The 21,489-nt window shown below is 59.3% G+C and carries 21 protein-coding genes; 13 read left to right on the top strand and 8 right to left on the bottom strand.

Annotated elements, in window-relative coordinates:
- The first annotated feature begins 6 nt into the window (after positions 1 to 6).
- The 6 genes from HMPREF2874_RS02865 (at position 7) to HMPREF2874_RS02890 (ending at position 6,934) form a co-directional block, all read left to right on the top strand.
- Positions 7 to 1,092 carry an acyltransferase family protein gene (locus HMPREF2874_RS02865; protein ID WP_070648880.1) on the top strand — a complete coding sequence of 362 codons (1,086 nt, stop codon included), beginning with the start codon at positions 7 to 9 and terminating at the stop codon, positions 1,090 to 1,092.
- Positions 1,089 to 2,204, top strand: a complete 1,116-nt coding sequence (locus tag HMPREF2874_RS02870) for a glycosyltransferase family 4 protein (RefSeq protein ID WP_070648881.1) — start codon at positions 1,089 to 1,091, stop codon at positions 2,202 to 2,204. The genes HMPREF2874_RS02865 and HMPREF2874_RS02870 overlap by 4 nt, the downstream gene beginning before the upstream one ends.
- Positions 2,201 to 3,610, top strand: coding sequence for an O-antigen ligase family protein (locus HMPREF2874_RS02875; protein ID WP_246823753.1), 1,410 nt, complete (start codon positions 2,201 to 2,203; stop codon positions 3,608 to 3,610). Before HMPREF2874_RS02870 ends, HMPREF2874_RS02875 begins: the two co-directional genes overlap by 4 nt.
- A gap of 2 nt (positions 3,611 to 3,612) precedes the next feature.
- Positions 3,613 to 4,653 carry a glycosyltransferase family 4 protein gene (locus HMPREF2874_RS02880; protein ID WP_070648882.1) on the top strand — a complete coding sequence of 347 codons (1,041 nt, stop codon included), beginning with the start codon at positions 3,613 to 3,615 and terminating at the stop codon, positions 4,651 to 4,653.
- Positions 4,654 to 4,725: 72 nt separating this feature from the next.
- Positions 4,726 to 5,670 (top strand): glycosyltransferase family 2 protein, encoded by a 945-nt coding sequence (locus HMPREF2874_RS02885; RefSeq protein WP_049343036.1) that lies wholly within the window; start codon positions 4,726 to 4,728, stop codon positions 5,668 to 5,670.
- Between the two features lie 13 nt (positions 5,671 to 5,683).
- Positions 5,684 to 6,934: a glycosyltransferase gene (locus HMPREF2874_RS02890; RefSeq protein WP_070648883.1), complete on the top strand. Its 1,251-nt coding sequence runs from the start codon at positions 5,684 to 5,686 to the stop codon at positions 6,932 to 6,934.
- Positions 6,935 to 7,066: 132 nt separating this feature from the next.
- Here the strand turns inward: HMPREF2874_RS02890 and HMPREF2874_RS02895 are convergent, their stop codons facing one another.
- The 4 genes from HMPREF2874_RS02895 to rfbA form a co-directional block, all read right to left on the bottom strand.
- On the bottom strand, positions 7,067 to 7,369 hold the full coding sequence (locus HMPREF2874_RS02895; protein WP_070648884.1) for a PqqD family protein: 303 nt from the start codon (positions 7,367 to 7,369) through the stop codon (positions 7,067 to 7,069).
- Complete coding sequence (locus HMPREF2874_RS02900; protein WP_070648974.1) at positions 7,366 to 8,223, bottom strand: nucleotidyltransferase family protein; 858 nt, start codon at positions 8,221 to 8,223, stop codon at positions 7,366 to 7,368. The genes HMPREF2874_RS02895 and HMPREF2874_RS02900 overlap by 4 nt, the downstream gene beginning before the upstream one ends.
- A gap of 108 nt (positions 8,224 to 8,331) precedes the next feature.
- Positions 8,332 to 9,816: a tyrosine-protein kinase domain-containing protein gene (locus tag HMPREF2874_RS02905; RefSeq protein ID WP_070648885.1), complete on the bottom strand. Its 1,485-nt coding sequence runs from the start codon at positions 9,814 to 9,816 to the stop codon at positions 8,332 to 8,334.
- A 108-nt stretch (positions 9,817 to 9,924) separates the two neighbouring features.
- Positions 9,925 to 10,785, bottom strand: coding sequence for a glucose-1-phosphate thymidylyltransferase RfbA (rfbA, locus tag HMPREF2874_RS02910; protein ID WP_049332948.1), 861 nt, complete (start codon positions 10,783 to 10,785; stop codon positions 9,925 to 9,927).
- A gap of 74 nt (positions 10,786 to 10,859) precedes the next feature.
- Here rfbA and rfbB point away from each other — a divergent pair, with 74 nt between their 5' ends.
- The 7 genes from rfbB to HMPREF2874_RS02945 all read left to right on the top strand — a co-directional run bounded on the left by rfbB (position 10,860) and on the right by HMPREF2874_RS02945 (position 17,754).
- Positions 10,860 to 11,858, top strand: a complete 999-nt coding sequence (gene rfbB / locus HMPREF2874_RS02915; RefSeq protein WP_070648886.1) for a dTDP-glucose 4,6-dehydratase — start codon at positions 10,860 to 10,862, stop codon at positions 11,856 to 11,858.
- On the top strand, positions 11,858 to 13,282 hold the full coding sequence (rfbD, locus tag HMPREF2874_RS02920; RefSeq protein ID WP_070648887.1) for a dTDP-4-dehydrorhamnose reductase: 1,425 nt from the start codon (positions 11,858 to 11,860) through the stop codon (positions 13,280 to 13,282). Before rfbB ends, rfbD begins: the two co-directional genes overlap by 1 nt.
- A gap of 243 nt (positions 13,283 to 13,525) precedes the next feature.
- Positions 13,526 to 14,146 (top strand): 50S ribosomal protein L25/general stress protein Ctc, encoded by a 621-nt coding sequence (locus HMPREF2874_RS02925; RefSeq protein ID WP_005506952.1) that lies wholly within the window; start codon positions 13,526 to 13,528, stop codon positions 14,144 to 14,146.
- Positions 14,147 to 14,333: 187 nt separating this feature from the next.
- Positions 14,334 to 14,921 (top strand): aminoacyl-tRNA hydrolase, encoded by a 588-nt coding sequence (gene pth / locus HMPREF2874_RS02930; RefSeq protein ID WP_070648888.1) that lies wholly within the window; start codon positions 14,334 to 14,336, stop codon positions 14,919 to 14,921.
- 187 nt (positions 14,922 to 15,108) lie between these two features.
- Positions 15,109 to 16,407, top strand: coding sequence for a cysteine desulfurase (locus tag HMPREF2874_RS02935; RefSeq protein ID WP_070648889.1), 1,299 nt, complete (start codon positions 15,109 to 15,111; stop codon positions 16,405 to 16,407).
- Positions 16,408 to 16,498: 91 nt separating this feature from the next.
- Positions 16,499 to 16,969, top strand: a complete 471-nt coding sequence (gene sufU / locus HMPREF2874_RS02940; RefSeq protein WP_049343045.1) for a Fe-S cluster assembly sulfur transfer protein SufU — start codon at positions 16,499 to 16,501, stop codon at positions 16,967 to 16,969.
- A 287-nt stretch (positions 16,970 to 17,256) separates the two neighbouring features.
- Positions 17,257 to 17,754 carry an FAD synthase family protein gene (locus HMPREF2874_RS02945; RefSeq protein ID WP_070648890.1) on the top strand — a complete coding sequence of 166 codons (498 nt, stop codon included), beginning with the start codon at positions 17,257 to 17,259 and terminating at the stop codon, positions 17,752 to 17,754.
- Between the two features lie 117 nt (positions 17,755 to 17,871).
- On the opposite strand, the gene HMPREF2874_RS02950 is transcribed toward HMPREF2874_RS02945, so the two are convergent.
- From HMPREF2874_RS02950 to HMPREF2874_RS09305, 4 genes are all read right to left on the bottom strand, one after another.
- Positions 17,872 to 18,369 carry a DUF2505 domain-containing protein gene (locus HMPREF2874_RS02950; RefSeq protein WP_049332932.1) on the bottom strand — a complete coding sequence of 166 codons (498 nt, stop codon included), beginning with the start codon at positions 18,367 to 18,369 and terminating at the stop codon, positions 17,872 to 17,874.
- A gap of 276 nt (positions 18,370 to 18,645) precedes the next feature.
- Positions 18,646 to 19,356 carry a glycosyltransferase gene (locus tag HMPREF2874_RS02955; protein WP_070483017.1) on the bottom strand — a complete coding sequence of 237 codons (711 nt, stop codon included), beginning with the start codon at positions 19,354 to 19,356 and terminating at the stop codon, positions 18,646 to 18,648.
- A gap of 278 nt (positions 19,357 to 19,634) precedes the next feature.
- Complete coding sequence (pssD, locus tag HMPREF2874_RS02960; protein ID WP_049332927.1) at positions 19,635 to 20,114, bottom strand: PssD/Cps14F family polysaccharide biosynthesis glycosyltransferase; 480 nt, start codon at positions 20,112 to 20,114, stop codon at positions 19,635 to 19,637.
- 123 nt (positions 20,115 to 20,237) lie between these two features.
- Positions 20,238 to 21,470 (bottom strand): GumC domain-containing protein, encoded by a 1,233-nt coding sequence (locus HMPREF2874_RS09305; RefSeq protein WP_070648891.1) that lies wholly within the window; start codon positions 21,468 to 21,470, stop codon positions 20,238 to 20,240.
- Positions 21,471 to 21,489: the final 19 nt, after the last annotated feature.

The raw sequence follows: 21,489 nt of genomic DNA on the forward strand, positions 1-21,489 counted from the left end.
GCGTCTATGACCAAGTCTCAGACCGTAAAAGCTCGGGAGGATGATGTTCTAGATCAGGACTTCATCACTCCCGGGCGTTTCCGGGAGCTGGACGGGTTCCGCGGCCTGGCTGCTATTACCGTGGTGATTTATCACCTGGGTGTTCCCGCTACGGAGAACTATCCGCGGACTGCTCCTTCGCCCTATGACATCGCCCTGGGTGAGTTGGGTGTTCAGCTCTTCTTCATCATTTCTGGTTTCGTGATTCTGCTCAGCGCCATCAAGAGCGGGTCGGCACTGAAGTTCGTGATTTCGCGTTTTTCTCGTATCTACCCGACCTATTGGTTTGCGCTGGCGGTATCGGCTCTGGTGTATTTCATCTACGGAAACCCCGGACGCCATATTACGATTCCGCAGACCCTGATCAACACGACAATGCTGCAACGCTTCCTGCGTGTGGATAACGTGGATCAGGTGTACTGGACGCTGGCAGTGGAACTGCAGTTCTACGTGATGGTCGCCCTGTACCTGATTATCAGGAAGGGAAAGATTTACCGTGGGGAGCTGACTACGATTCTGCTTACCTGGTCGGTTATCGGTACGGCTCTGTGTCTGCTTTTCCACCCTGAGGCTTCTCTCGGTGGAGCACCGAAGATGATTGTGTGGGCTGCGGTTGCGGAACATTCTTCGCTCTTTAGTCTGGGCATGATGTTCTTCATGTACAGTCATGATCGAAAGTTCACCTGGCACATTCCGTACTTTGCGATTCTGGCTTCCCTCAACGCAGCGCTGATGCATGATCTTGCTCATGGAATCGGTGTGGCGCTGATTAGCCTGGTGTTCTTCATCGTTGTATACCTGAAGAACGTTCCGGTACTTTCGAGGGGTCCGCTGAATTTCTTGGGACGTATTTCCTACCCCCTGTACTTGGGCCACGCTATGGTCGGCTATATGCTGGTGGATTTGTTCTACCCGGTGGCTGGCCCCTGGGGGGCACGTATTATTGCATTGGTTTTGGTGATTTGCTTCGCCTACCTGGTGCATATTTCTATTGAAACTAAGGTTTCTGCATCCTTCCGTTCTTTCCTCACTCGAAAGTTGACTAAGGCATGACCTCTACACCAACGGCTCTTTGGGTCGTTCCGGTTCCCGATTTTGGTGGAGTAGCTCGGCACGTTGTCGATATGGCACGTGCCGGGCTCCCCGGCTTTAACCTGGTGGTTCTCGCACCCGAGGGTAAGCTCACGAGCCGCCTTGAGGAACTGGGCGTCACCGTTATCAAGGCTGACTTCGGCCCCGACTACGGTTTCAAGACGTCCTTTGCTTCTTTGCAGAAGGCTATTGAGCAGCTCCGCCCGGATATTGTGCACAGCCACCTGGCGTATGCGGATGTTGTCGCGACCGCTGTAGTCAACACGCTACGCATCCGTAGCGTCATCAAGCGCGGCACCTGCGTGCCGAAGCTTCTGACCACCGAGCACGGTATTGCCGGTAATGACTCGGTGTACCACGGTAGCTCCTGGCGTTCTAAGCTCATGGAGACCGTGCACCGTGTGCGCCTGTGGGGTACCGACCAGGCAATTGCTGTTTCCCGTTCTACCGCCGATCAGATGCGCGCCAAGTGGGGCGCTCGTGGCGTGGAGCTGGTGTACAACGGCGTGGACATCCCCGAGGTGCATGCGGCTGTTGAGCAGCAGCGTGTACCTGCCGAGGGCGGTCCTCGTATTCTTTCGCTCTCTCGTCTGTCCCCTGAGAAGGGCATCGACGTGCTGCTGGACGCTTTTGCGCAGCTTCGTGTTGATTACCCGCAGGCTCATCTTGAGATTGCGGGCTCTGGCGATTTGGCGCCCGAGTTGCAGGCTCAGGCTCAGCGTCTGAACCTGGGCGATTCGGTGACCTTCAGCGGCTTTGTTAACCCGATTGAGGCGATGGGCCGTAGCGACATGATTGTTCAGCTGTCGGTGTGGGAGAACTGCTCCTACACTCTGCTGGATGCTAAGGCAGCCGGTCTGAAGACGGTTGCTACCGCTGTGGGCGGCAACCCGGAGATCCTGAGCGCCGACGAGCTGGTGGAGCGCCAGAGTGCAACCCTGACTCAGGACGTTCTGCAGGCTATGCGCGCGCAGCTGCAGAAGGGCGAGTCTGAGCCTTTCACCTGGATTTCGAACGAGCAGATGGCTGCTCAGACGGTTGATATTTACACTCGCACATTGGAGAAGAAATGACTGTGTCTTTCTCACAAAGTACAGAGACCGCAGCTTCTCAGCAGGACAAAAAGCCTAATTCTCTCCAGACATATCGCATTGGGCAGGCGACCGCGGGTGAAGCAAAGTACCTTATCGGCAGCGTCTCAAGGCTGACAATGCTTGATTTTTGGGCTGGTTTCGGCCTGATCTTCATCGGTATCCCTACGCCCGTTGTGACCATGCCTGTGGGTACGGTTGTTGTGATGTTGCTTGTCTTGTACAAGCTGACAAAACCTGCCACCTTGGAGACAAGGTATAACTCCTTGTTCTTCTCGATCATCTTGTTTGCTGTTGGCTGGGCTTTGTTCGAAAGTGTAGCTTTTAACGGGATTTCTGTTGACGAAGCGATTCGCCGCGCAATCCGTATGGCTGTGGTCCTTCTTCTGGCGTTGCAGATTGCTCAAAAGAGGGTTGACATTCGTTCCCTCATCTTTGGTGTGACAGCGGGTCTTATTTTTAACCTCATTGGATTTTATGCGGGCATCGCACCGAATAACTACGGCGGTACGCTGACCGGTTGGTTGAACGATAAGAATCAGTCAGGTCTGTATTACGCAATTTTCGGCTTCCTGTTTGTCGCTATGGTCCGTAAAACAAGTCACCGTATCGCTGCTCTTGTTGTTACCTCAGGTATGCTGTGGCTGACGGGTTCCCGTACCTCTCTTGCCGCATATGCTTTTGCTGTCCTGTGGTTGTACTTTTCTCATCGCCTGAATTTGTTTGGTAAAACAGTTCTTGCGTGGTTGTTTTACCTGGCTGTGAACTACCTGGAAGATAATTTCGCGCGTGCTGGTGCCTTCGCGGAACGACTTGGTAGTGACCTTCTGCGTGAACGAATCGACGAAACCATGTACCGCATGATTGATGTGGTTCCGTGGTACGGCGGTGGTCTGGGTACTGCACAGGTTCCGCTTCAGAATCGTTACTTCTACTTTCACAATTCATATATGACGCTGGTCCAGGAGGCTGGATGGCTCTATATGATTGTGATTGTAGCCCTGATGATTTCTGCTGCATTCATCTGGAAGCAGCCGCGTGCTCAGCGCATTGTTATTGCCGAAGCCGCAATGGTGATCATCATTATTACCTCTCAGCGTCTTGGCGAGGTGATTCTGACGGTGCCTTGGGCTATCGTGGTGGGTCTTGCATTGCTGTACCTGAACCCGGACAAGGATCTAGACGCTTCGGACAGCGGACATCATGAACCTATTTCAGATGCTACGCAGAAGGTTCAGGGCAACGCTGAGAAACCTGCACAGCAGAAGGGCCAGCTCATCGAGAAGGAAGCTCCTGCCGCTGTAGCCCAGCAAGAAATTCCTAAGAAGTCACCTACTTCTAAATCGTTTGACGTCAGTTCTATCCGTCAGCGGGCGAGGAAAGCATAACGATGAAAGAGCTTTATATAGCTACCAATAACGGCGATATTGGCGGCGGCGAGGTCATGCTCCTGAACGTGGCCCGCGCGGCCCGGAGCCTTGGCTATAAGGTCACCATCGTCGGCCCCTCCGAGCCCAATCAGCTCGTGGAGGCGGCCGCCGATGAGGGCTTCGCCCGCGTCGTGCTTCCGGCGAAAAACCGAGCCCAGTACATGCTGGCGCTGCGCGTCTGGCACGCTCGCCACAAGGACGTTCTGCTGTGGTGTAACGGTCTGGTTCCTGCTGCGGCTACTGGCGGCCGTAAGAACCGCATCGTGCACCTGCACCAGCTACCGGCCGGATTGAACGCCAAGCTGGTGCCTTTCGCCCGCCGCAAAGCTTCCGTGACCCTGGTGCCCAGCCGCTATGTGGAGCACTCCTGCCCCGGCAGCGAAGTCTTTGCAAACTGGGTGAGCGGCGTGTCCACCGCCCTGGACCACAGCGTGGGCGATCGCCGCCTGCGCGTGGGGTACCTGGGCCGTCTGACCCCCTCGAAGGGTATCGCGACCCTCTGCTCGGCCATGAGCGCCTTGAATGCTGACGAGGTCGTCTATGACCTGGTTATCGGCGGTGAACCCGTGTTTGCCTCGGATGAGGAGCGTACCGAGGTGGAGGAAGCGCTGAAGCAGGTGTCGTCTTTCAGCACCCGACTCGGCTGGACCACCCCGGACAAACTTTTTGGTTCCATCGATATGCTGGTGGTTCCCTCCATTGCGCCCGAGTCCTTCGGCCTTGTGGTTGCTGAAGCGATGAGCGCCCGCATCCCTGTCATTGTGAGTGATGCCGGCGCCCTAGCCGAGGTCGTGGGCGGCGAATCCTACCCCTATATCGTCTCGGCCGGTCAGCCTCTGGACCTGGCCGCCGCCATCAAGAGCCTGGGGGAGGAGCTACGCGAGAACTCCTCCGACCTGGCGGAACGCACCTCCGAACTGTTCTGGCGTTGGCAGGAAAACTACTCACCCGAGGCCGGTAAAGTGCGCGTAGGCGAGGTGCTGGAACGCTTCGCTGGCTAATCCCTACGCCCGATCCCTCCCCACGGGATATTTCACTCAAACTCTCATCTCACCTCAACCCGAAGGAAAAGCATGACGACTCACCGTTACAAGGCTGCGGTCATTATCCCCTCTCGCGGTGGCGCGGAGATTCTGCACTACCCGCTGGATGCGCTTGCCGAGCAGACGGAGAAGGACTTCCAGGTCATCGTGGTTCTCGATGGCGATATCGATAACAGCGAGGCCGTGGTTGATCGCTACATCGCCGAGGGCAAGCTGAACCTGACCAAGATTGTCTTTGAGGAGAACCGCGGCCGAGTGGCGGCGCTGAACGCCGGCCACCGCGCGGCTGATGCCGATATCCTCATCCGTTGCGATGACGACCTGCAGCCGGCTCCCGATTACGTCGCTAACCAGATTCGTCTGCACCGCGACTACGACGGCGTGATCGGTACCCTCAAGAACGTGTACCCGGACACCCCGTACTCCCGTGTGTACGGTAACTTCCGCGATGCGCGCTTTAAGCAAGGCGCCTTGAGCGTGGCCGAAGAGGGACGCTGGCTGTACTGGAACGGAAACTCGTCGATTTCCGCTGAGTTCTACGAGCGTACCGGAGGCTATGATCCGGCTTACCGCCTCTACGGTTGGGAAGACGTAGACATGGGCAAGATGGTGCACGATGCCGGTGGCCGCATCATTATTTCTGACGAGGTTGAGGTCAAGCACTATGCTGAGGCCACCACCACCGCGGTGCGTGCCCTGCGCGCTCTACATTCGGGATCTGCCCGCACGATTTTCGTCCGTAAGCACGGAGATGCCGCGCATCCGGCCCCGAACCCGAGCGGCCCGTGGGGTTTCCTCGTAAAGACCCTGGCCCGGTTCACGACCGAAAAGACCATCAAGACCCTGGGCGATGCGAGCGATAAGATTCTGCTCAAACTGCCGGCGAAGCTGGCCGAGAAGCTGGTGGCTCTGCAGGTTGAGGCTGCATCCTACGCAGGTATTCACTACCCCGAACGCGCACAGAAAGTTTTCTAGGAGGGAAAAGAAAATGTCACTCGCTCAGCTCTTGACCTCCGCTCCGTTCACCGGGCCAAAGAATCCCGATGCGGTGCTGGCAGATATTCCGAAGGGCTTGAAGAAGGTGGCGCACCTGGTGCGTCGCTACGTACCCTTTGTGAAGCCGGAGGCAACAGAGGAAATCGCAATTGCTCACGACTACCTGACTCAGCGCGGAGGTGCCGAGCGCGTGGTCTTGGCCATGCATCGCGCGTTCCCGGACGCCCCGATTTACACGACCCTGTACGACCCGGAGGGAACGTTCCCCGAGTTCAAGGACGCGAAAATCATCACGAGTCCTCTGAACAAGATTGGCTACCTGCGCCGTAACCACCGCATGGCCCTGCCGATTCTTCCGCTGGCTTCCTCCCTTCTGAAGGTTCCCGCAGAGCGTGCCGTGGTATCGACGACGGGTTGGGCGCACGGCTTCAACTACGCGGGTCGCAAGTTTATCTACTGCCACTCGCCGGCTCGCTGGCTCTACCTGAGCGATCAGTACCTGGGCGAGAAGAGCACCGGTCCCGTGCCGCTGCTGCTGAAGACGCTACGTCCGGCGCTGATGCTGTGGGATCACTGGGCAGCGCACCGCTCGGCGGTTTACGTGGCGAACGCCAGCGTCATTAAGAAGCGCATCGAGAACGTGTACGGTAAGAAGGACGTTCCGATTTTCTTCCCTCCGCACTCGGTGGACCCTAAAGCCCCGACGGAGCCGATTCCGGGTCTTGAAGAGTTCATGAGCGGGGAGGATTACTTCCTGATTGTTTCGCGTCTGCTGCCCTACAAGAACGTGGACAAGGCCGTGGAAGCCTGCAATAACCTGGGCAAGAAACTGCTGGTGATTGGCCACGGTCCCGAGAAGGAACACCTGCAACAGATTGCGGGTGACACGATTCGGATTGCCTCGGGTGTGACGGATGCGCAGCTGCGCTACGCCTACCGCCACTGCCTGGCGCTGCTGGCAATTTCCTACGAGGACTTCGGCATCACTCCGCTGGAGGCCGGAGCGAGCGGCAAGGCGGTCATCGCGTACCGTGCGGGTGGCTTCCTGGATACGATTCAGGAGGGTAAGACGGGCGTGTTCATCGATCAGCCCACGGTGGAGCAGCTGCAGGCGGCCCTGGAGGTCTTCAACCCGAAGGACTGGGACGCCGACTACATCCGTGAGTACGTGGATAGTTTCTCGGAGGCACGGTTCATCAGCCGGCTGAAGTCCTACATCCAGGCGCTTCCCGAAGACCAGTAAAGGCGCTTCTCCCGCTTGTTCGTGCTCTCCGCTCGTTCATGGAGACAAAGAAGGCGGGGGTGGTCAGACTAAAAAAGTCTGACCACCCCCGCCTTCTTACGTTGTGCCCGTTTTTCGAGCTACAGAGAGGCCCTAGAGAGTCTCCAGGAGGTTCTTGGAGAGCAGGTCTGGGATGAACGCCTGAATCTGCGGCGCGATAACCTCTGCGGGCTGTTCGTAGAGCTCACAGATGGTCTCAATCGCTTCCTCCTCGCTCGTGGGTTCCTCGAAAAGACCCCAGATGATGGAGGCCGAGCCCTGCAGGATAGAGTGCTCCCCGGTGTCTAGATTCGCGATATACGTGGCGGTGGGGGAGTACTTGGCGAACTCCTCGGAATGTACGTAGGCGATATTTTCGGGGATACCATACACGGGCTGAGGGGATTCTGCGGTCATTTTTTCACCTCGATTCCGAAGCGTTCAAAGAACTTGGCACGCACCTCGGCACGCGTGGGGGTACGGCCAAGCTGCATGGCCAGGTGGTCCTTATTGACGAAGAAGATGTTCTTCAGGGTGCGTAGCTTATCGCGCAGGGTGGTTGCCGACCGAAGCCGACCAATCCACTGAACGTAGTGGGGGACATCCTGCGAAACGGAAAGCCACAGCAGATAGTCGCGATCGCCTCGGTACTGTTCAAGCCCGCCTATGGCCGCGCTGTAGGCCAGGTTTGAATCGAGCTCGTTGGCACGTTCCTTAAGCCGCTGCCAGTCTGCGTAAGACATGCGGTTCACCAGATAGTTGATATCCGCGCTGTAACGGGACGCAGCGCGGGCACGGTGTAGCACCACGATAAGGCGCGCATCCAGGTCTGAGGGGACCGTACAGGGCCGGTGAGCGATGAATCGGGTACGGCGGGCTGCCCACACACGGTCAAAGGTCTTCTCGTAGTCACCGTGGCGACCGAGGCCGGGGAAGAATCGATGAATATCGGTCAGGCCCCAGGAGGCATGGTAGAGGGTCATGGCGTGCTCGAACACTGAGCCCGTCTCAAAGTGGGCCTGGATACGCCAGCCATCCGCCAGGAGAATCTGCACAAAGCGGTCCACCTGCGATGGACGGACCAACAGGTCAGCGTCGGAGCTGTACCTACCCTTGCGGTAAATTTCCTGCGAGAACGCGTAGCCCTTGATATGCAGAACGTCGATGGAATGCTTATCGGCCATGTGCTGGAAGTAGGCGTGCGCAAGCCGAATCCGTGCCGCGAGCGGAGTGGTGAGCGGCTCCGGGGTATTGGTGGAGTGAGTGGTCACAATAACCTTTCGGTGCACCGGTCTATACCAAATAAGTATACGGCGGGAAGGACAGAAACACTGCCCTTCCCGCCGTATGTTGCTCCCCGTGGGGAGAGGCTCGAAAGGTTATGCCTTGGGGGCCGAGGACTTCGACTTCGAGGACTTCTTATCGCCGTCCTTACCGTAGCCGTAGTAGGTTGCGTAGCCCACGTAGGTGCTTGCGTAACCGAAGCCGTAGTAGGAGTTACCCAGGCCCTTACGGGGTGCACGGTTCAGAACAAGACCGAAGAGGTTTGCGTTGACCTTCTTCAGGATGCTGGAAGCCTCGGCCATCTGCTCGCGGTGGCTGCGGCCAATCGAACCGACCAGAATCACGCCGTCCACCGAGTGGGAGAGCAGCGATGCATCGGTCACGGGCAGCAGCGGCGGAACGTCGACCACCACGATGAACTCTTCGGAGAGTTCCTTGATGAGCTGGCGCATCTTGTCCGAGCCCAGAAGCTCAGAGGGGTTCGGGGGGATGCGGCCCGCGGGAAGCACGAAGAGGTTCGAATCGCCCAGCTGGTGCACGGCGTTTGCAATCTCCACCTGACCGGCCAGAACCTGGGTCAGACCGACCTTGGCGTCGAGCTTCAGCTTCTTAGCCACGGTCGGGCGGCGGAGGTCGGCGTCAATGAGGATGACGGGCGAACCAGCGTCGGCCAGGGAGCGAGCCAGCGAGAGCGACACGGTCGACTTACCTTCACCGGGCACAGCGGAGGTGACGATGAAGGAGCGCGGGGGAGTATCGACATTCACGAAGCGCAGGTTGGTACGCAGCTGACGAATCGATTCCTGAGCGATGTGGTCGTCGGTGTCACCGTTCACGATGTTCTCTTCGTTCAGGTCCTCACTGACGGGCAGCACACCCAGGATGCTTGCGCCGGTTGCCTTGGTGGCGTCGTCACGGGTGCGGATGCGCTGATCCAGTGCGCGGCGCAGGAAGATGGCGGTGTACACCACGACCAGGCCGATAACGGCGCCAATCAGAGTGTTCTGCTGGTAGTTCGGGGAAACCAGCGGCGGGTTGACGCTTGCGTTATTCAGCGGAATCACGCGGACGGTATTGCTGTTTGCAGGGGGGGTTGCCGCAGCGTTGCTATCGCCGTTAACCAGGGCCTGAGCGTTACCGGGGTTCTGCTCAATTTCCTTGATGTAGTCAGCGGTAGCCTGCAGAGCGCTGTTGGCGAGCAGCTGTGCGTTCTTCGGGGAAGAAGCCTGGGCGCTCACGGTAATCAGCGCAGCATTGTCACCTGCGGTTGCGGTGAGGCTAGAACGAATCTGACCGGTGGTTAGGGAGAGCTCAGGGGTGTTCTGCTTAATCTTCTGTGCCACGGCCTCAGAGGAGACGATAGCTGCGTAGGAGCGAGCACGCTCCTTAGCGGCTGTAGAGCCCGAGAGAACATCCACCGTACCGGACTCGCCCACGGTCACGTAGCCCGAGGACGAGGCGGCGTACACCTTCGGCTGCAGGGATGCATAGCCGAAGCCCGCCGCGGCACCAACGATGATGCCAATAATCAGCAACCAGAGGTTAGCCCTCGTGGTGCGGAAGAATTCCAAAATGGTCATAGTAGTGAGAATACTCCAGAAAGTTTGAGTTAGTGTGTGCCCGTGACGTGGAGTACTGCCGCGGGCGGTGAAGGGATACGGTATATCCCCTGGGTTGCGGTGTGAGGCTTAGCGGAGCAGGCCGAGCAGGTAGCTACCGTAACCGCTCTTGGTAAGCGGGGTAGCAATCTCGCGGAGCTGCTCGTCGGAAAGCCAACCGTGACGCCACGCAATTTCCTCCGGGCAACCGACGGACAAGCCCTGACGGCTCTGGACGGTGCGGATGAAGTTAGTGGCATCAGCGAGTGAATCAAAGGTTCCGGTATCGAGCCATGCGGTGCCGCGCGGCAAAACCTCAACCTTCAGTTTACCCTGTTCCAGGTAGACGCGGTTAAGGTCAGTGATTTCCAACTCACCGCGGGGCGAAGGCTTAATCTGTCGAGCGTACTCCACGACCTTCGAATCGTAGAAGTACAGACCCGGAATCGCGTAATCGCTCTTGGGGTTCTCGGGCTTCTCCTCAATAGAGAGAGCGTTGAAGTCCTCATCAAATTCCACCACACCGTAAGCACGGGGGTCGGCCACGCGATATGCAAAGACGGTCGCGCCGTCCTTCTGCTCGTAAGTGGCCAGCTGAGTGCCGAGACCGGGGCCGTAGAAAATATTGTCACCGAGCACGAGGGCTACGGGATCATTTCCAATAAAATCGGCGCCCAGAATAAATGCCTGAGCCAGGCCGTCCGGAGAAGGCTGAACTTTATATTCGAGATTAATACCAAAACGAGAGCCATCACCGAGCAAACGCTTAAACTGCTCCTGATCGGCAGGAGTGGTAATAATCAAAATATCGCGAATACCCGCAAGCATCAGAGTGGACAGCGGGTAGTAAATCATCGGCTTGTCATAGACCGGAGTGAGCTGCTTGCTAATACCCTGAGTGATGGGGTGCAAACGACTACCGGTACCGCCGGCAAGAATAATTCCCTTCATAACTTCTTATTGTGTCATGTTTATCTCTTTGTTGAGGCGTAAAAATCGCTCTTTAGCCGGGTAAAATCTACCGTATGGCTCACATTCTTGTTACCGGCGGTGCCGGTTTTATTGGTTCGAACTTTGTTCACCACCTCATCGATAACACTGATCACACGATTACCGTGCTGGATAAGATGACCTACGCCGCAAATGCTGCGTCTTTGGAAGGTCTTCCCGAATCCCGCTTTAAGCTCGTCGTCGGCGATATCGCGGATCGCGAGCTGGCAGACGAACTGGTCGGCAAGGCTGACGCCGTTGTTCACTACGCGGCGGAGTCTCACAACGACAACTCGCTGGCCAACCCCGAACCCTTTATTCACACCAACCTGGTGGGTACCTTCAGTCTGCTGGAGGCGGTCCGTAAGCACGGCACTCGCTACCACCACATCTCCACCGACGAGGTCTTCGGCGACCTCGAGCTGGACGATCCCGCTAAGTTCACTGAAACCACCCCCTACAACCCCTCCTCCCCGTACTCCTCCACCAAGGCAGGCTCCGACCTGCTCGTGCGTGCGTGGGTTCGTTCCTTCGGCATCGAGGCCACCATCTCGAACTGCTCGAACAACTACGGCCCCTACCAGCACATCGAGAAGTTCATTCCCCGCCAGATTACCAACATCCTCTCGGGCCTGACCCCGAAGCTGTACGGCGAGGGCCTGAACGTTCGTGACTGGATTCACGCATCCGACCACTCCTCGGCCGTGCTGCGCATCCTGGAGCAGGGTAAGATCGGCGAAACCTACCTCATCGGTGCGGACGGCGAAGAGAACAACATCACCGTTCTGCGCACCATCCTGCGCCTGATGGGCAAGGACGAGAACGACTTCGAGCACGTGGTTGATCGCCCCGGCCACGACCTGCGCTACGCAATCGACGGTAGCCGCCTGCGTGCAGAGCTCGGCTGGGAGCCGAAGTTCACCGACTTCGAATCCGGTCTTGCCGACACCATTAAGTGGTACACCGAGAACCGCGGCTGGTGGGAGCCCCTGAAGGCTGAGGTTGAGGCGAAGTACGCAAAGGCTGGCCAGTAATGACCAAGGAATTGAAGGTTACTGAAACCGAGATTCCCGGCCTGCTCATCATTGACCTGCCGGTTCACGGCGATAACCGCGGCTGGTTCAAGGAAAATTGGCAGCGCGAGAAGATGGTTGCAGCCGGTCTGCCCGACTTCAACCCCGTGCAGAACAACATTTCGTTCAATGCTTCGGTAGGTACCACCCGCGGTATCCACGCTGAGCCGTGGGATAAGTACGTCTCTGTCGCAACCGGTCGTATCTTCGGCGCATGGGTTGACCTGCGTGCCGGCGAGTCTTTCGGCAAGGTCGTTACCGTGGAGCTGGGCCCGGACACCGCAATCTTCGTGCCCCGCGGCGTGGGTAACTCCTTCCAGACCCTGGAAGAGAACACCGCCTACACCTACCTGGTCAACGACCACTGGTCGGCGGATGCGGTATCCGGCTACAGCTTCCTGAACCTTGCCGATGAGACCGTCGCAATCGACTGGCCTATCGACCTGGCGAAGGCAGAACTCTCCGAGAAGGACCGTAACCACCCGCGTCTGAACGAGATCAAGCCCCTGGAAGCCGACCCGATCCTGATTATTGGCGCGGGCGGTCAGCTCGGCACCGAGCTGGTTCGCCAGCTCACCGAGCAGAACGTACCCTTCCTGGCTGTGGATCGCGACCGCCTCGACCTGGGCAAGCCCGAGCAGTGGCGTGACGCATTCCGCTGGCGCTCCTTCCGTGCGGTCATCAACGCTGCAGCGTACACCGCAGTGGATCAGGCAGAAACCCCCGAGGGTCGCCGTGATGCCTGGGCAGCTAACGCTCTGGGTGTGAGCGCTCTTGCCTCCATCTGTGAAGAAGCTAACCTGCCGCTGGTGCACGTGTCCACCGACTACGTCTTTGACGGTTCCCTGCCCCTGGGCGAGGAATACCCGGAGGATTACCCCCTGGCACCGCTGAGCGTCTACGGCGCATCCAAGGCTGCCGGTGAGGTTGCCGCCGCCGCATGGCGTAAGCACTACACCCTGCGCACCAGCTGGGTTGTTGGCGCCGGCAAGAACTTCGTTGGCACCATGGCATCCCTGGCTGAGCGCGGCATCGACCCGTCCGTGGTCGCCGACCAGTGGGGCCGCCCGACCTTCACCCAGGACCTGGCAGCAGCTGCCCTGCACCTGCTCTTTTCCGGCGCTGAATACGGCACCTACAACGTGTCGAACACCGGTGAAGTCATCAACTGGGCACAGTTCGCTCGTGCAGTGTACGAAGGCACCGGCCACGACCAGGCACGAGTCAGCGACACCACCACCGAGGAATACTTCGCCAACGCTGAGCTCTTCGCTCACCGTCCGACGAACTCGGCAATGGACCTGTCCAAGCTGATTGCTGCAGGCTTCACCCCGCGCAATCACCGCGAGGCGCTCGCCGCCTACCTTGCAGAAATGGGTTCCTAATCCTCTAGGATTTGGTCCTATATCTGCTGATAACAGCATAAAAGGCGTGAAAAGCGCCATATCACAGGTTCCCGGCCCTTGAAGAAGAGCCGGGAACCTGTACAATATTGTCTTGGCCAAGGCGGTGGAATACACGAAACGTGTAGGTCCGTAACTGACGGTGGCTGGTTGGAAAGAGATTTCTGGCGCCAGTCCCTATTCCACTTGGCGCATCACTTCTAACCAAGAAAGGATGGACGACTCATGTCAGATACCATCAAAATTTCAGCTACCGTACGTAGCGACTTCGGCAAGGGCTACGCGCGCCGCATCCGCATGGCAGGCGACATCCCCGCCGTCATCTACGGCCACGGCGAAGAGCCCAAGCACGTAGTACTCCCCGGCCACGCAACCACCCTGGCTGCCCGCGTCCCCAACGCTATCCTCGACCTCGACATCGAAGGTGAATCACACCTCGCAATGATCAAGGACATCCAGCGTCACGCAATCCGCCCCGAACTGCAGCACATCGACCTGCTGACCGTTAAGCGCGGCGAGCGCGTTGAGATCGAGGTTCCTGTACACGTTGAAGGCGAGCCCGCTGTTGGCGCCGTTGCTAACCAGGAAGAAACCGTTCTTCTGGTTGAAGCTGACGCACTGAAGGCACCCGAAGCTTTGACCGTGAGCATCGAAGGCCGCGAAGCTGGCGCTCACGTTCTGGCATCAGATGTTGAACTGCCCTCAGGCGTAACCCTGGTTGCAGACGCTGAACTGCTGATCGTTAACGTTTCTGAGCCCGAGGAACTCGACGTTCCCGAGCCCGGTGAAGAAGGCGAAAACGCACCCGAGGGTGACATCGTTGAAGCTTCCGAGGAATCAGATTAGGCTGGCGAAGCTCACGACTCAGATAACTCAAAGCACTAAGACCGCGCCCTGCGCCTAGCGCAACAGTGATCTGTGGATGGCCCGCCGCTACCTCTCTTCTGAGGTGGTAGCGGGCCATACTCATAGAATGGTGTAGTCCATGAATTTTCTAAAAAACCTTTTACAGCGCCGTGGAAAGGGCGAAGATATGTCTGATGCGTGGCTCATTGTTGGTCTGGGGAACCCGGGCCCGGAGTACGAGAAAACCCGCCACAATATTGGTCAGATGGTTCTGGACGAGCTCGCCAAGGAAATTGGCGGCAGCTTCAAGAAGCATTCCAAGGCCTCCGCGGTTGTGGTGGAGGGGCGCCTCGGTTTTGGTGGCCCCAAGGTCATCCTCATGAAGTCCCTCGGCTACATGAACACCTCCGGCGGCCCGGTCAGCGCCGTCGCCAAGTTCTACGGCATCGACCCCGACCATATCATTGTTGTGCACGATGAACTCGATATCCCCTTCGACACCATTAAGCTCAAGATTGGTGGGGGAGAGGGCGGTCATAACGGTCTGCGCGATATCACCAAGGCACTGGGCACCAAGGACTACTACCGTGTGCGCACCGGCATCGGTCGACCTCCCGGACGCATGGACACCGCAGACTTCGTGCTCAAGCCCTTCAGCAGCACCGAAGCGAAAGACCTGCCCTTCCTCATCTCGAACGCCGCTGATGCCACCATGATGCTCGTGAAGGAAGGCCTGCTGGCAACCCAGCAGCGCTACCACGGCGCAGGCTCCTAGCACATGACCCGTGCCGGGCAAGCACTGAACCGGGGCAACGCATGATTCGGGTCGAGGTGTGAACTAGGCTCTACCTAACTATGCAAGAGCCCGGTGAGGGAATAAGCTAGAAAAGAATGACGTTATACGCTCCACGACGGGAAAATACCCGACCCGTGGAGCGTATGAGCGAGAGAAGAAGGTACCCGTGGCTGAATACTCCACCCCCGCCAACACCCCGCTGAGCGACGACATCGTACGCCAGCTTCGCCAGGACTTCCCGATCCTCAACACCGAGGTCAACGGGCATCCCCTGGTCTACCTGGATTCGGGGGCGACCAGCCAGAAACCCCTTCAGGTGCTCGACGCAGAACGCGACTTCTACCTGCACGCTAACTCCGCCGTGCACCGCGGCGCCCACACCCTCGCGGTTGAGGCAACCGACCTGTTTGAGGATGCGCGTATCACCGTAGCGAACTTCGTGGGCGCCACTGACGAAGAGATCGTGTGGACCTCCAACGCCACCGAGGCACTGAACCTCGTCGCCTACAGCATCGGTAACGCCTCCCAGGGCATCGGCGGCAAGCCCGCCGAGCGTTTTGCGCTGGGCCCCGGTGACGAAATCGTCACCACCGAGATTGAGCACCACGCGAACCTGATTCCCTGGCAGATTCTTGCCCAGCGCACCGGCGCCACCCTGCGCCACATCCCCGCCACCGAGGACGGCCGCATCGACTACGAGGCCGCCGAGGGTATCGTCAACGAGAAGACCCGCATCCTGGCCTTCACCCACGTCTCCAACGTGACCGGAGCGATTACCGACGTGCCACGCCTGGTGTCTCTAGCCCGCAAGCACGGCGCACTCGTCGTGCTGGACGCCTGCCAGTCCGTACCGCACATGCCCGTGGACTTCCACGCCCTGGACGTCGACTTTGCCGCCTTCTCCGGTCACAAGATGCTGGCTCCCACCGGCATCGGTGCCCTCTACGGCCGCGCGGAACTGCTGAACGCCCTGCCGCCCTTCCTGACCGGCGGCTCCATGATCACCCGCGTCGGGCTGCAGGACGCCGAGTACATGCCCGCCCCCATCAAGTTCGAGGCCGGTACCCAGCGCGTCTCGCAGGCGGTCGCCTTCGCCGCCGCCGTGCGCTACCTGCAGCACCTGGGCATGGAGAACGTTGAAGCGTGGGAACACGAGCTGGGCGCTCGCCTGGTTGAGGGCGTTCAGAAGATCGAGGGCGTGCGCCTGCTGGGCCCGACCGATCCCGCCCAGCGCGCGGGCCTGGTGGCCCTCGCCATTGACGGTGTGCACCCGCACGACGTGGGCCAGCTGCTCGATACGCAGGGTATCGCCGTGCGCGTGGGGCACCACTGCGCGCAGCCGCTGCACCGCTGCGCCGGCGTGACCGCCTCGACCCGCGCCTCCACCTACATCTACAACACGACCGAGGACATGGACGCGTTCCTGAAGGCTCTCGCCGAGGTGCGCCCCTACTTCGGCCTCTAACCTCTACGGCGCGCACGGCGGGCATACCCGGGCCGCCGTGCGCGGCCGCGTTATCCTCACTAGACGATTCAACACACGGAAGAAGACCAAAATGTCTCTCGAAGCTCTCTACCAGGACATCATCCTGGAACATTCTAAGGAGCGCATTGGCGAGCACCTCGTGGAGGTTCCCGCCGGCCATGCGAGCGCTGATAACCACCAGTACAACCCCACCTGCGGCGACGAGATCAACCTGCGCGTGGTGCTCTCTGACGAGCTGAAGGACGGGGAGAAGACCATTGAGTCGGTCTCCTGGGAGGGCGACGGCTGCTCCATCTCGATGGCGGCTGCTTCCGTGCTCTCGGATATGGCTCCGGGCATGACCCTCTCTGAGCTGCAGCGCCACGTGGATGCGTTCCGCGAGATGCTGCGTTCCCGCGGCCAGGTGACCCTGGACGAGGAGGAGTACGGCGATATGGCTGCCTTCGCGGGCGTTTCGAAGTTTGTGGCTCGCGTGAAGTGCGCGATGCTCTCCTGGGTAGCCGTCGAGGAGGCCGCCAAGGAAGCCGCTCTGGAGGACTAGCACAGCCCGCGCGGCCCCCACCAGCTCCTTGCTGGGCGGCCCAAAGATGATCGCAACGGAATGAGGCGGACGCTACAGCGCGTCCGCCTCATTCCGCGTTTTATCCGAGCCCCGCGGGAAAAGATGACTGGTAAAATAATAGGTGCGGTTCGCCTAACCAGCGCCCCGCGAGGAACCTTTTTCGGACCGGCCCCGCCCGCATGAACGGGGCGGATGCGTTCCTCACCCTCCGACCCCTTCGGGACGCCGGAGTGACCATCGCCGCTACCAACCACAAGGAACCCCTCATGATTATTGGCTACGCCGCAGGTGCCTACGACCTCTTCCACTACGGTCACCTCGAGATTCTCCGCAAGGCCAAGGAGAACTGCGACTACCTGATCGCAGGCGTCGTGCACGACGACGTCCTCGAAGTTACCAAGGGCCGCCGCCCCGTCATCCCCATTGAAGAGCGCGCCGCCATCGTCAGCCACATCGATTACGTGGACGAAGTGCACATCGAAACCACCCCCGACAAGCTCGAAACATGGGAACAGAAGCCCTTTAACGTCTTCTTCAAGGGCGACGACTGGAAGGGCACCGAGAAGGGCCGCGCCCTCGAGGAACGCTTCGCCGAGGTGGGCGTGGAGGTGCACTACTTCCCCTACACCGAGCACACCTCCAGCACCAAGCTGCGCAAGGTCGTCGACCTGCTCGAGGCCGAGCACGACCTGCGCGCGGAGATGCACCGCTTCGCTGAGCTACTGGGGGACCGCGAGTACTCCGAGGCGATTATCGCCTCCTAAAACCCTGCCGCTCTCGTGACCCCCAAGACGCATAAATCCCCGCCACCCAATCGGGTGGCGGGGATTCTTTAACCCTCGTGAGGACCAGCGGTACGCCGGCCTACTGGGCGGGAACGATTAGCGCTGAGCAATCCACTTCTCGGCGGAGGTGCCCAGAACCTTCAGCACGCGGCCAACCTGCGGCTCGGCAGCGGCGGCAATCTTCTTGCCCACCAGCGGGATGGAGCAGGAAACCTCGCCGTTGACGTCCAGACGGGTCTTGTCGCCCTCGGGAATCAGGTGCTGGGTGGCGCTGGCCGAAACGGGGATACCGTTGACCTTCACCTCGGTTGCGACGGTGCGCGCACCGTCAGCCGCGGGGGCGCTCACGTTGTCCACCTGGGTCATGGAGACGCCGTTGCCCACGAACTTGCGGGCGATATCCGGAACGCGGTCGGCCGGGATGGTGCGCTCGGTGGTTGCGGTGAACTCGGCGGAGGTGTCACCGGAGACCGAGAAGCTACCGAACTCAACGCCCACCTCGGAGCAGACGAAGCGTGCGAAATCCTCGCTGGAGAAAGCCTCGACGACCTGGTCGACGCTAGCATTGATGACGGTCGATTCCTGAACTGCCATGAAATTTTCCTTTCGTAGTGCGCGATAAACCCCGCGCATCATTCCTCTCTAGGATACGGTGCGCGGGGTTTCGCAACCTAATAATACGATGCGAATTCTGCCGAGAATACGCCGTGGGCAGATAGCGGCAACGGGCCTATACCCGCAGGTCACCGCGTTCTCGGTCGGAGGTTCGCGTGCCGGTCTAAGATGCAAGACTCAGGGGCGTCTTGCACGAATAGGGGAGCGGACCGAAATATTCAGCCCGTGCTACTAGGCGCCGGTACTGGGCGCTTACTAGGCGCTGGGAGCCATGGCGTCGATGCGTGCCATCTCGGCCTTACCCGCACGGTGCGCGCGGACGGCCTGCTTGCAACGGCCCCAGAAGGAATCGCGGCGGTGAATCTTACCGGCCAGCAGGTCGTGCAGCTCCTCACCCAGCTGGGCCGCGGAGATTTCCGGAGTGGAGACGTAGGGCTCGGCGGTGCGGAAGAGAGAGGGGTTCGACAGCGCCAGATCCAGCTTGTGGAAGAGGTCCTCGCGGCTCTCCACCACAACGGCGTGGCCGCGCTTCTCCATCAGAGCGGTGAAGGGGACCTGATGGTTATCGACAACCTCGTCAAACTCCGCGCGGCGCGGAACGGCCAAGGGCAGAGCACCGGTGCGGCGCGCATCCTGGATGGAACCGGGGCCACCCTGAACCAGCACAACGCTTGCGTTGGCGTAGTAGTCCAGCAGTTCGGCCGCGGGAAGAAGCTTCAGATTATCCGCGTGCTTAATGGGCGCGGTGTGGCCATGCTGCACGAGGCAGGTGACCTGCGGGTGAGCCTCAAGGTAGGCCTCGACCCAGCGCAGAAGACGGTCAAAAGTGTGAACGTCGGTGCCAAGAGAAACCACCAGATCGTACGTCTTCGTCGGGATGCGAACCGGTGCGACAGCGGGGGTAAATACAGGCAGATCGAACTTGGCGGTATCGACACTGACCTGGGGGAAGTTCTGAATAGACATCGCCTATTCCTCTCTATGTATTTATCGGTAGTAACCCCGCATATCCGATGCAAAAATCCGGAGGGCATCGTATGGATATACGTGGTGGCGTCGTGCCGGAGAGAATGGTGAGTAATCCCCGCATACGCTTCTCTGACGAGTGGTTAGTTCGTGTGGATGGTGAGTCCTCAGCGGAGCGCACGACCTTTATGTATCTGTATGTTTAATAAATACTATACCCCGAAAATAATACCCTCTATGCACTGGAAGGTATTATTTTCGGGATAGGTTAATCACTCTTAAAAAATGGGGTGAATCACGCGAGAATCGGGGAAATTCTTCTGCTGTTCATCGCTCTGAACAATGATGCGATCAGCAATGGTGTACAGCATTTTACCCGTCATCGTCGGTAGAGTCGGGCGGTCAAAACACTCGATGTACAGGGTCTTTACCCGGAAAAGCTTCGCCGCAATAAAGAATGGGACCGCGACACCCGCACCGGCGGAAACCACCGCATCCGGACGTTCCTTCGGAAAAATTCGAAACGCCAAGAAAAGGTTGCGAATAGCATTCTTAATATTGCGCGTCGTCGGATAGTACGCCCAATAAGTCTTCTCATCGGCCAGCGAGGATTCCACGTCGGGCTGCTTAAAGCTAACCCACACGCGATCGTAATCCTGCCAGGCGGCGGCGGTAGCCGTCAGGTGCTTCAAATGGCCACCGCTGCTGGAAACCAACAGGAGTTTGGGCCGGGCCTGGGCGGAGGTTGCCTCAGTCATAAGTATTCTCCTAATACCCCACAAAGGGAGAAACAAAAATGTGATGAGCGGTCGGGGCTCGACAAACCGGAATCGCCGAGCCCCGCACCATAGAGTGAATACCCGCGCGGGTGCGCCCCGACGCTACTCGCGGTCCAGGAAGACCGCCAGGGAGGTGACGTCCTCCAACTGCTCCAGCTGCTGGAACAGTTCACGCACCGACTTCAGCGAAGTAGCTGCGGTGACCGGAACCAGGGCCAGGCCGGCAGCCTGCACGAAACGCAGCTGGGTGGACAGGGGAGTGGCGGTGCTCAGGCTGATGACCAGCGGAGCCTCGCTCTTGGTCACCATCGATTCGGGAGTGTAACGGGTCAGGTCCTCGCGTACCGAAGCGTAATCGGTGAAGCGTGCGTACTCGCTGGGCAGGACGCGCTTCAGCATCTGGTACAGGTGCTCCACGCCGCGGTCGGTGCCCGGCAGAATCACCACGCCGGAGGCGCCGGCGCTCTTGATATCACCGTCGGGAGCACCCACAGTGCGCAGCAGCATGAAGGCATCGTTCGCCTCTGAGGTCGAACCCAGCTCGTGCACGGGGATACCAGCATCCTGCAGGCGGTCAGCGTAGCCGACGTTGCGCATCGTGCGGTCGCGGCCGTACGCCAGAACCAGGCCAATCAGCAGACCCGCCACGGCGCCGACAATACCCAGCTTCACCGGGCCAAGAGCCGAGGAAGAAGAAGGAACCTGAGCCTGGCTCATCACGCGGCCACCGGTAGTAGAAGTCAGCTGAATCTGAGCGCGACGCTCCTGCAGCTGGGATACCAGAGCGTTACGGTTCGCGTCCCCCTCCGCGGTGGCAATCTGCTCGTCCAGCTGCTTGGTTGCCGAGTCCACGCTGCTCTTGAGCGCGTCGGAACGGACCTGCAGGTAGGAGTTCGCCATCGCGTTCGCGTAACGTGCGGCGTCGTCCGGGTTGGAGCGGGTGACCTCGATATCCAGCACCGAGGTCTGGGAGGTGCCGGTCACCTTCACGGAGTTCATGAGGCGGCTGGTCAGCTGCGCCTCGGAGAGAGTATCGCCCTCGCTAATCAGGGTCTTAGCAGCCTGGGTAGCCACCTCACGAGAGGAAGCCACGCGAGACTCGGTGGCAATGTCGACCTTGGCGGAGTTGGCGCTACCGGTACCGGCCGGGTCCACCACCATCGGGTAGACCACCAGGGAAGCCTTGGCGGTGTACTTGCCGTTGGTCATGTAGCCGTAGGCCGCACCGGCCAGGGCGAACACCACGACCGATACCAGAATCAGCACGGGATGACGAAGAATACGGCGAACCTGGCTACCCAGCGTCACCGAGGAAGTGTGAGAGGTGTTATCCATGAGGACATCCTTGGAAGAG

Origin of the sequence: Rothia sp. HMSC068F09 (assembly GCF_001812775.1) — a bacterium.
Taxonomy (GTDB): Bacteria; Actinomycetota; Actinomycetes; order Actinomycetales; family Micrococcaceae; genus Rothia; species Rothia mucilaginosa_A.

Coding starts and splice junctions, on each gene's coding strand:
- HMPREF2874_RS02865 (WP_070648880.1), top strand. CDS start 7: ATGACCAAGTCTCAGACCGTAAAAGCTCGGGAGGATGATGTTCTAGAT.
- HMPREF2874_RS02870 (WP_070648881.1), top strand. CDS start 1,089: ATGACCTCTACACCAACGGCTCTTTGGGTCGTTCCGGTTCCCGATTTT.
- HMPREF2874_RS02875 (WP_246823753.1), top strand. CDS start 2,201: ATGACTGTGTCTTTCTCACAAAGTACAGAGACCGCAGCTTCTCAGCAG.
- HMPREF2874_RS02880 (WP_070648882.1), top strand. CDS start 3,613: ATGAAAGAGCTTTATATAGCTACCAATAACGGCGATATTGGCGGCGGC.
- HMPREF2874_RS02885 (WP_049343036.1), top strand. CDS start 4,726: ATGACGACTCACCGTTACAAGGCTGCGGTCATTATCCCCTCTCGCGGT.
- HMPREF2874_RS02890 (WP_070648883.1), top strand. CDS start 5,684: ATGTCACTCGCTCAGCTCTTGACCTCCGCTCCGTTCACCGGGCCAAAG.
- HMPREF2874_RS02895 (WP_070648884.1), bottom strand. CDS start 7,369: ATGACCGCAGAATCCCCTCAGCCCGTGTATGGTATCCCCGAAAATATC.
- HMPREF2874_RS02905 (WP_070648885.1), bottom strand. CDS start 9,816: ATGACCATTTTGGAATTCTTCCGCACCACGAGGGCTAACCTCTGGTTG.
- rfbA (WP_049332948.1), bottom strand. CDS start 10,785: ATGAAGGGAATTATTCTTGCCGGCGGTACCGGTAGTCGTTTGCACCCC.
- rfbB (WP_070648886.1), top strand. CDS start 10,860: ATGGCTCACATTCTTGTTACCGGCGGTGCCGGTTTTATTGGTTCGAAC.
- rfbD (WP_070648887.1), top strand. CDS start 11,858: ATGACCAAGGAATTGAAGGTTACTGAAACCGAGATTCCCGGCCTGCTC.
- HMPREF2874_RS02925 (WP_005506952.1), top strand. CDS start 13,526: ATGTCAGATACCATCAAAATTTCAGCTACCGTACGTAGCGACTTCGGC.
- pth (WP_070648888.1), top strand. CDS start 14,334: ATGTCTGATGCGTGGCTCATTGTTGGTCTGGGGAACCCGGGCCCGGAG.
- sufU (WP_049343045.1), top strand. CDS start 16,499: ATGTCTCTCGAAGCTCTCTACCAGGACATCATCCTGGAACATTCTAAG.
- HMPREF2874_RS02945 (WP_070648890.1), top strand. CDS start 17,257: ATGATTATTGGCTACGCCGCAGGTGCCTACGACCTCTTCCACTACGGT.
- HMPREF2874_RS02950 (WP_049332932.1), bottom strand. CDS start 18,369: ATGGCAGTTCAGGAATCGACCGTCATCAATGCTAGCGTCGACCAGGTC.
- HMPREF2874_RS02955 (WP_070483017.1), bottom strand. CDS start 19,356: ATGTCTATTCAGAACTTCCCCCAGGTCAGTGTCGATACCGCCAAGTTC.
- pssD (WP_049332927.1), bottom strand. CDS start 20,114: ATGACTGAGGCAACCTCCGCCCAGGCCCGGCCCAAACTCCTGTTGGTT.
- HMPREF2874_RS09305 (WP_070648891.1), bottom strand. CDS start 21,470: ATGGATAACACCTCTCACACTTCCTCGGTGACGCTGGGTAGCCAGGTT.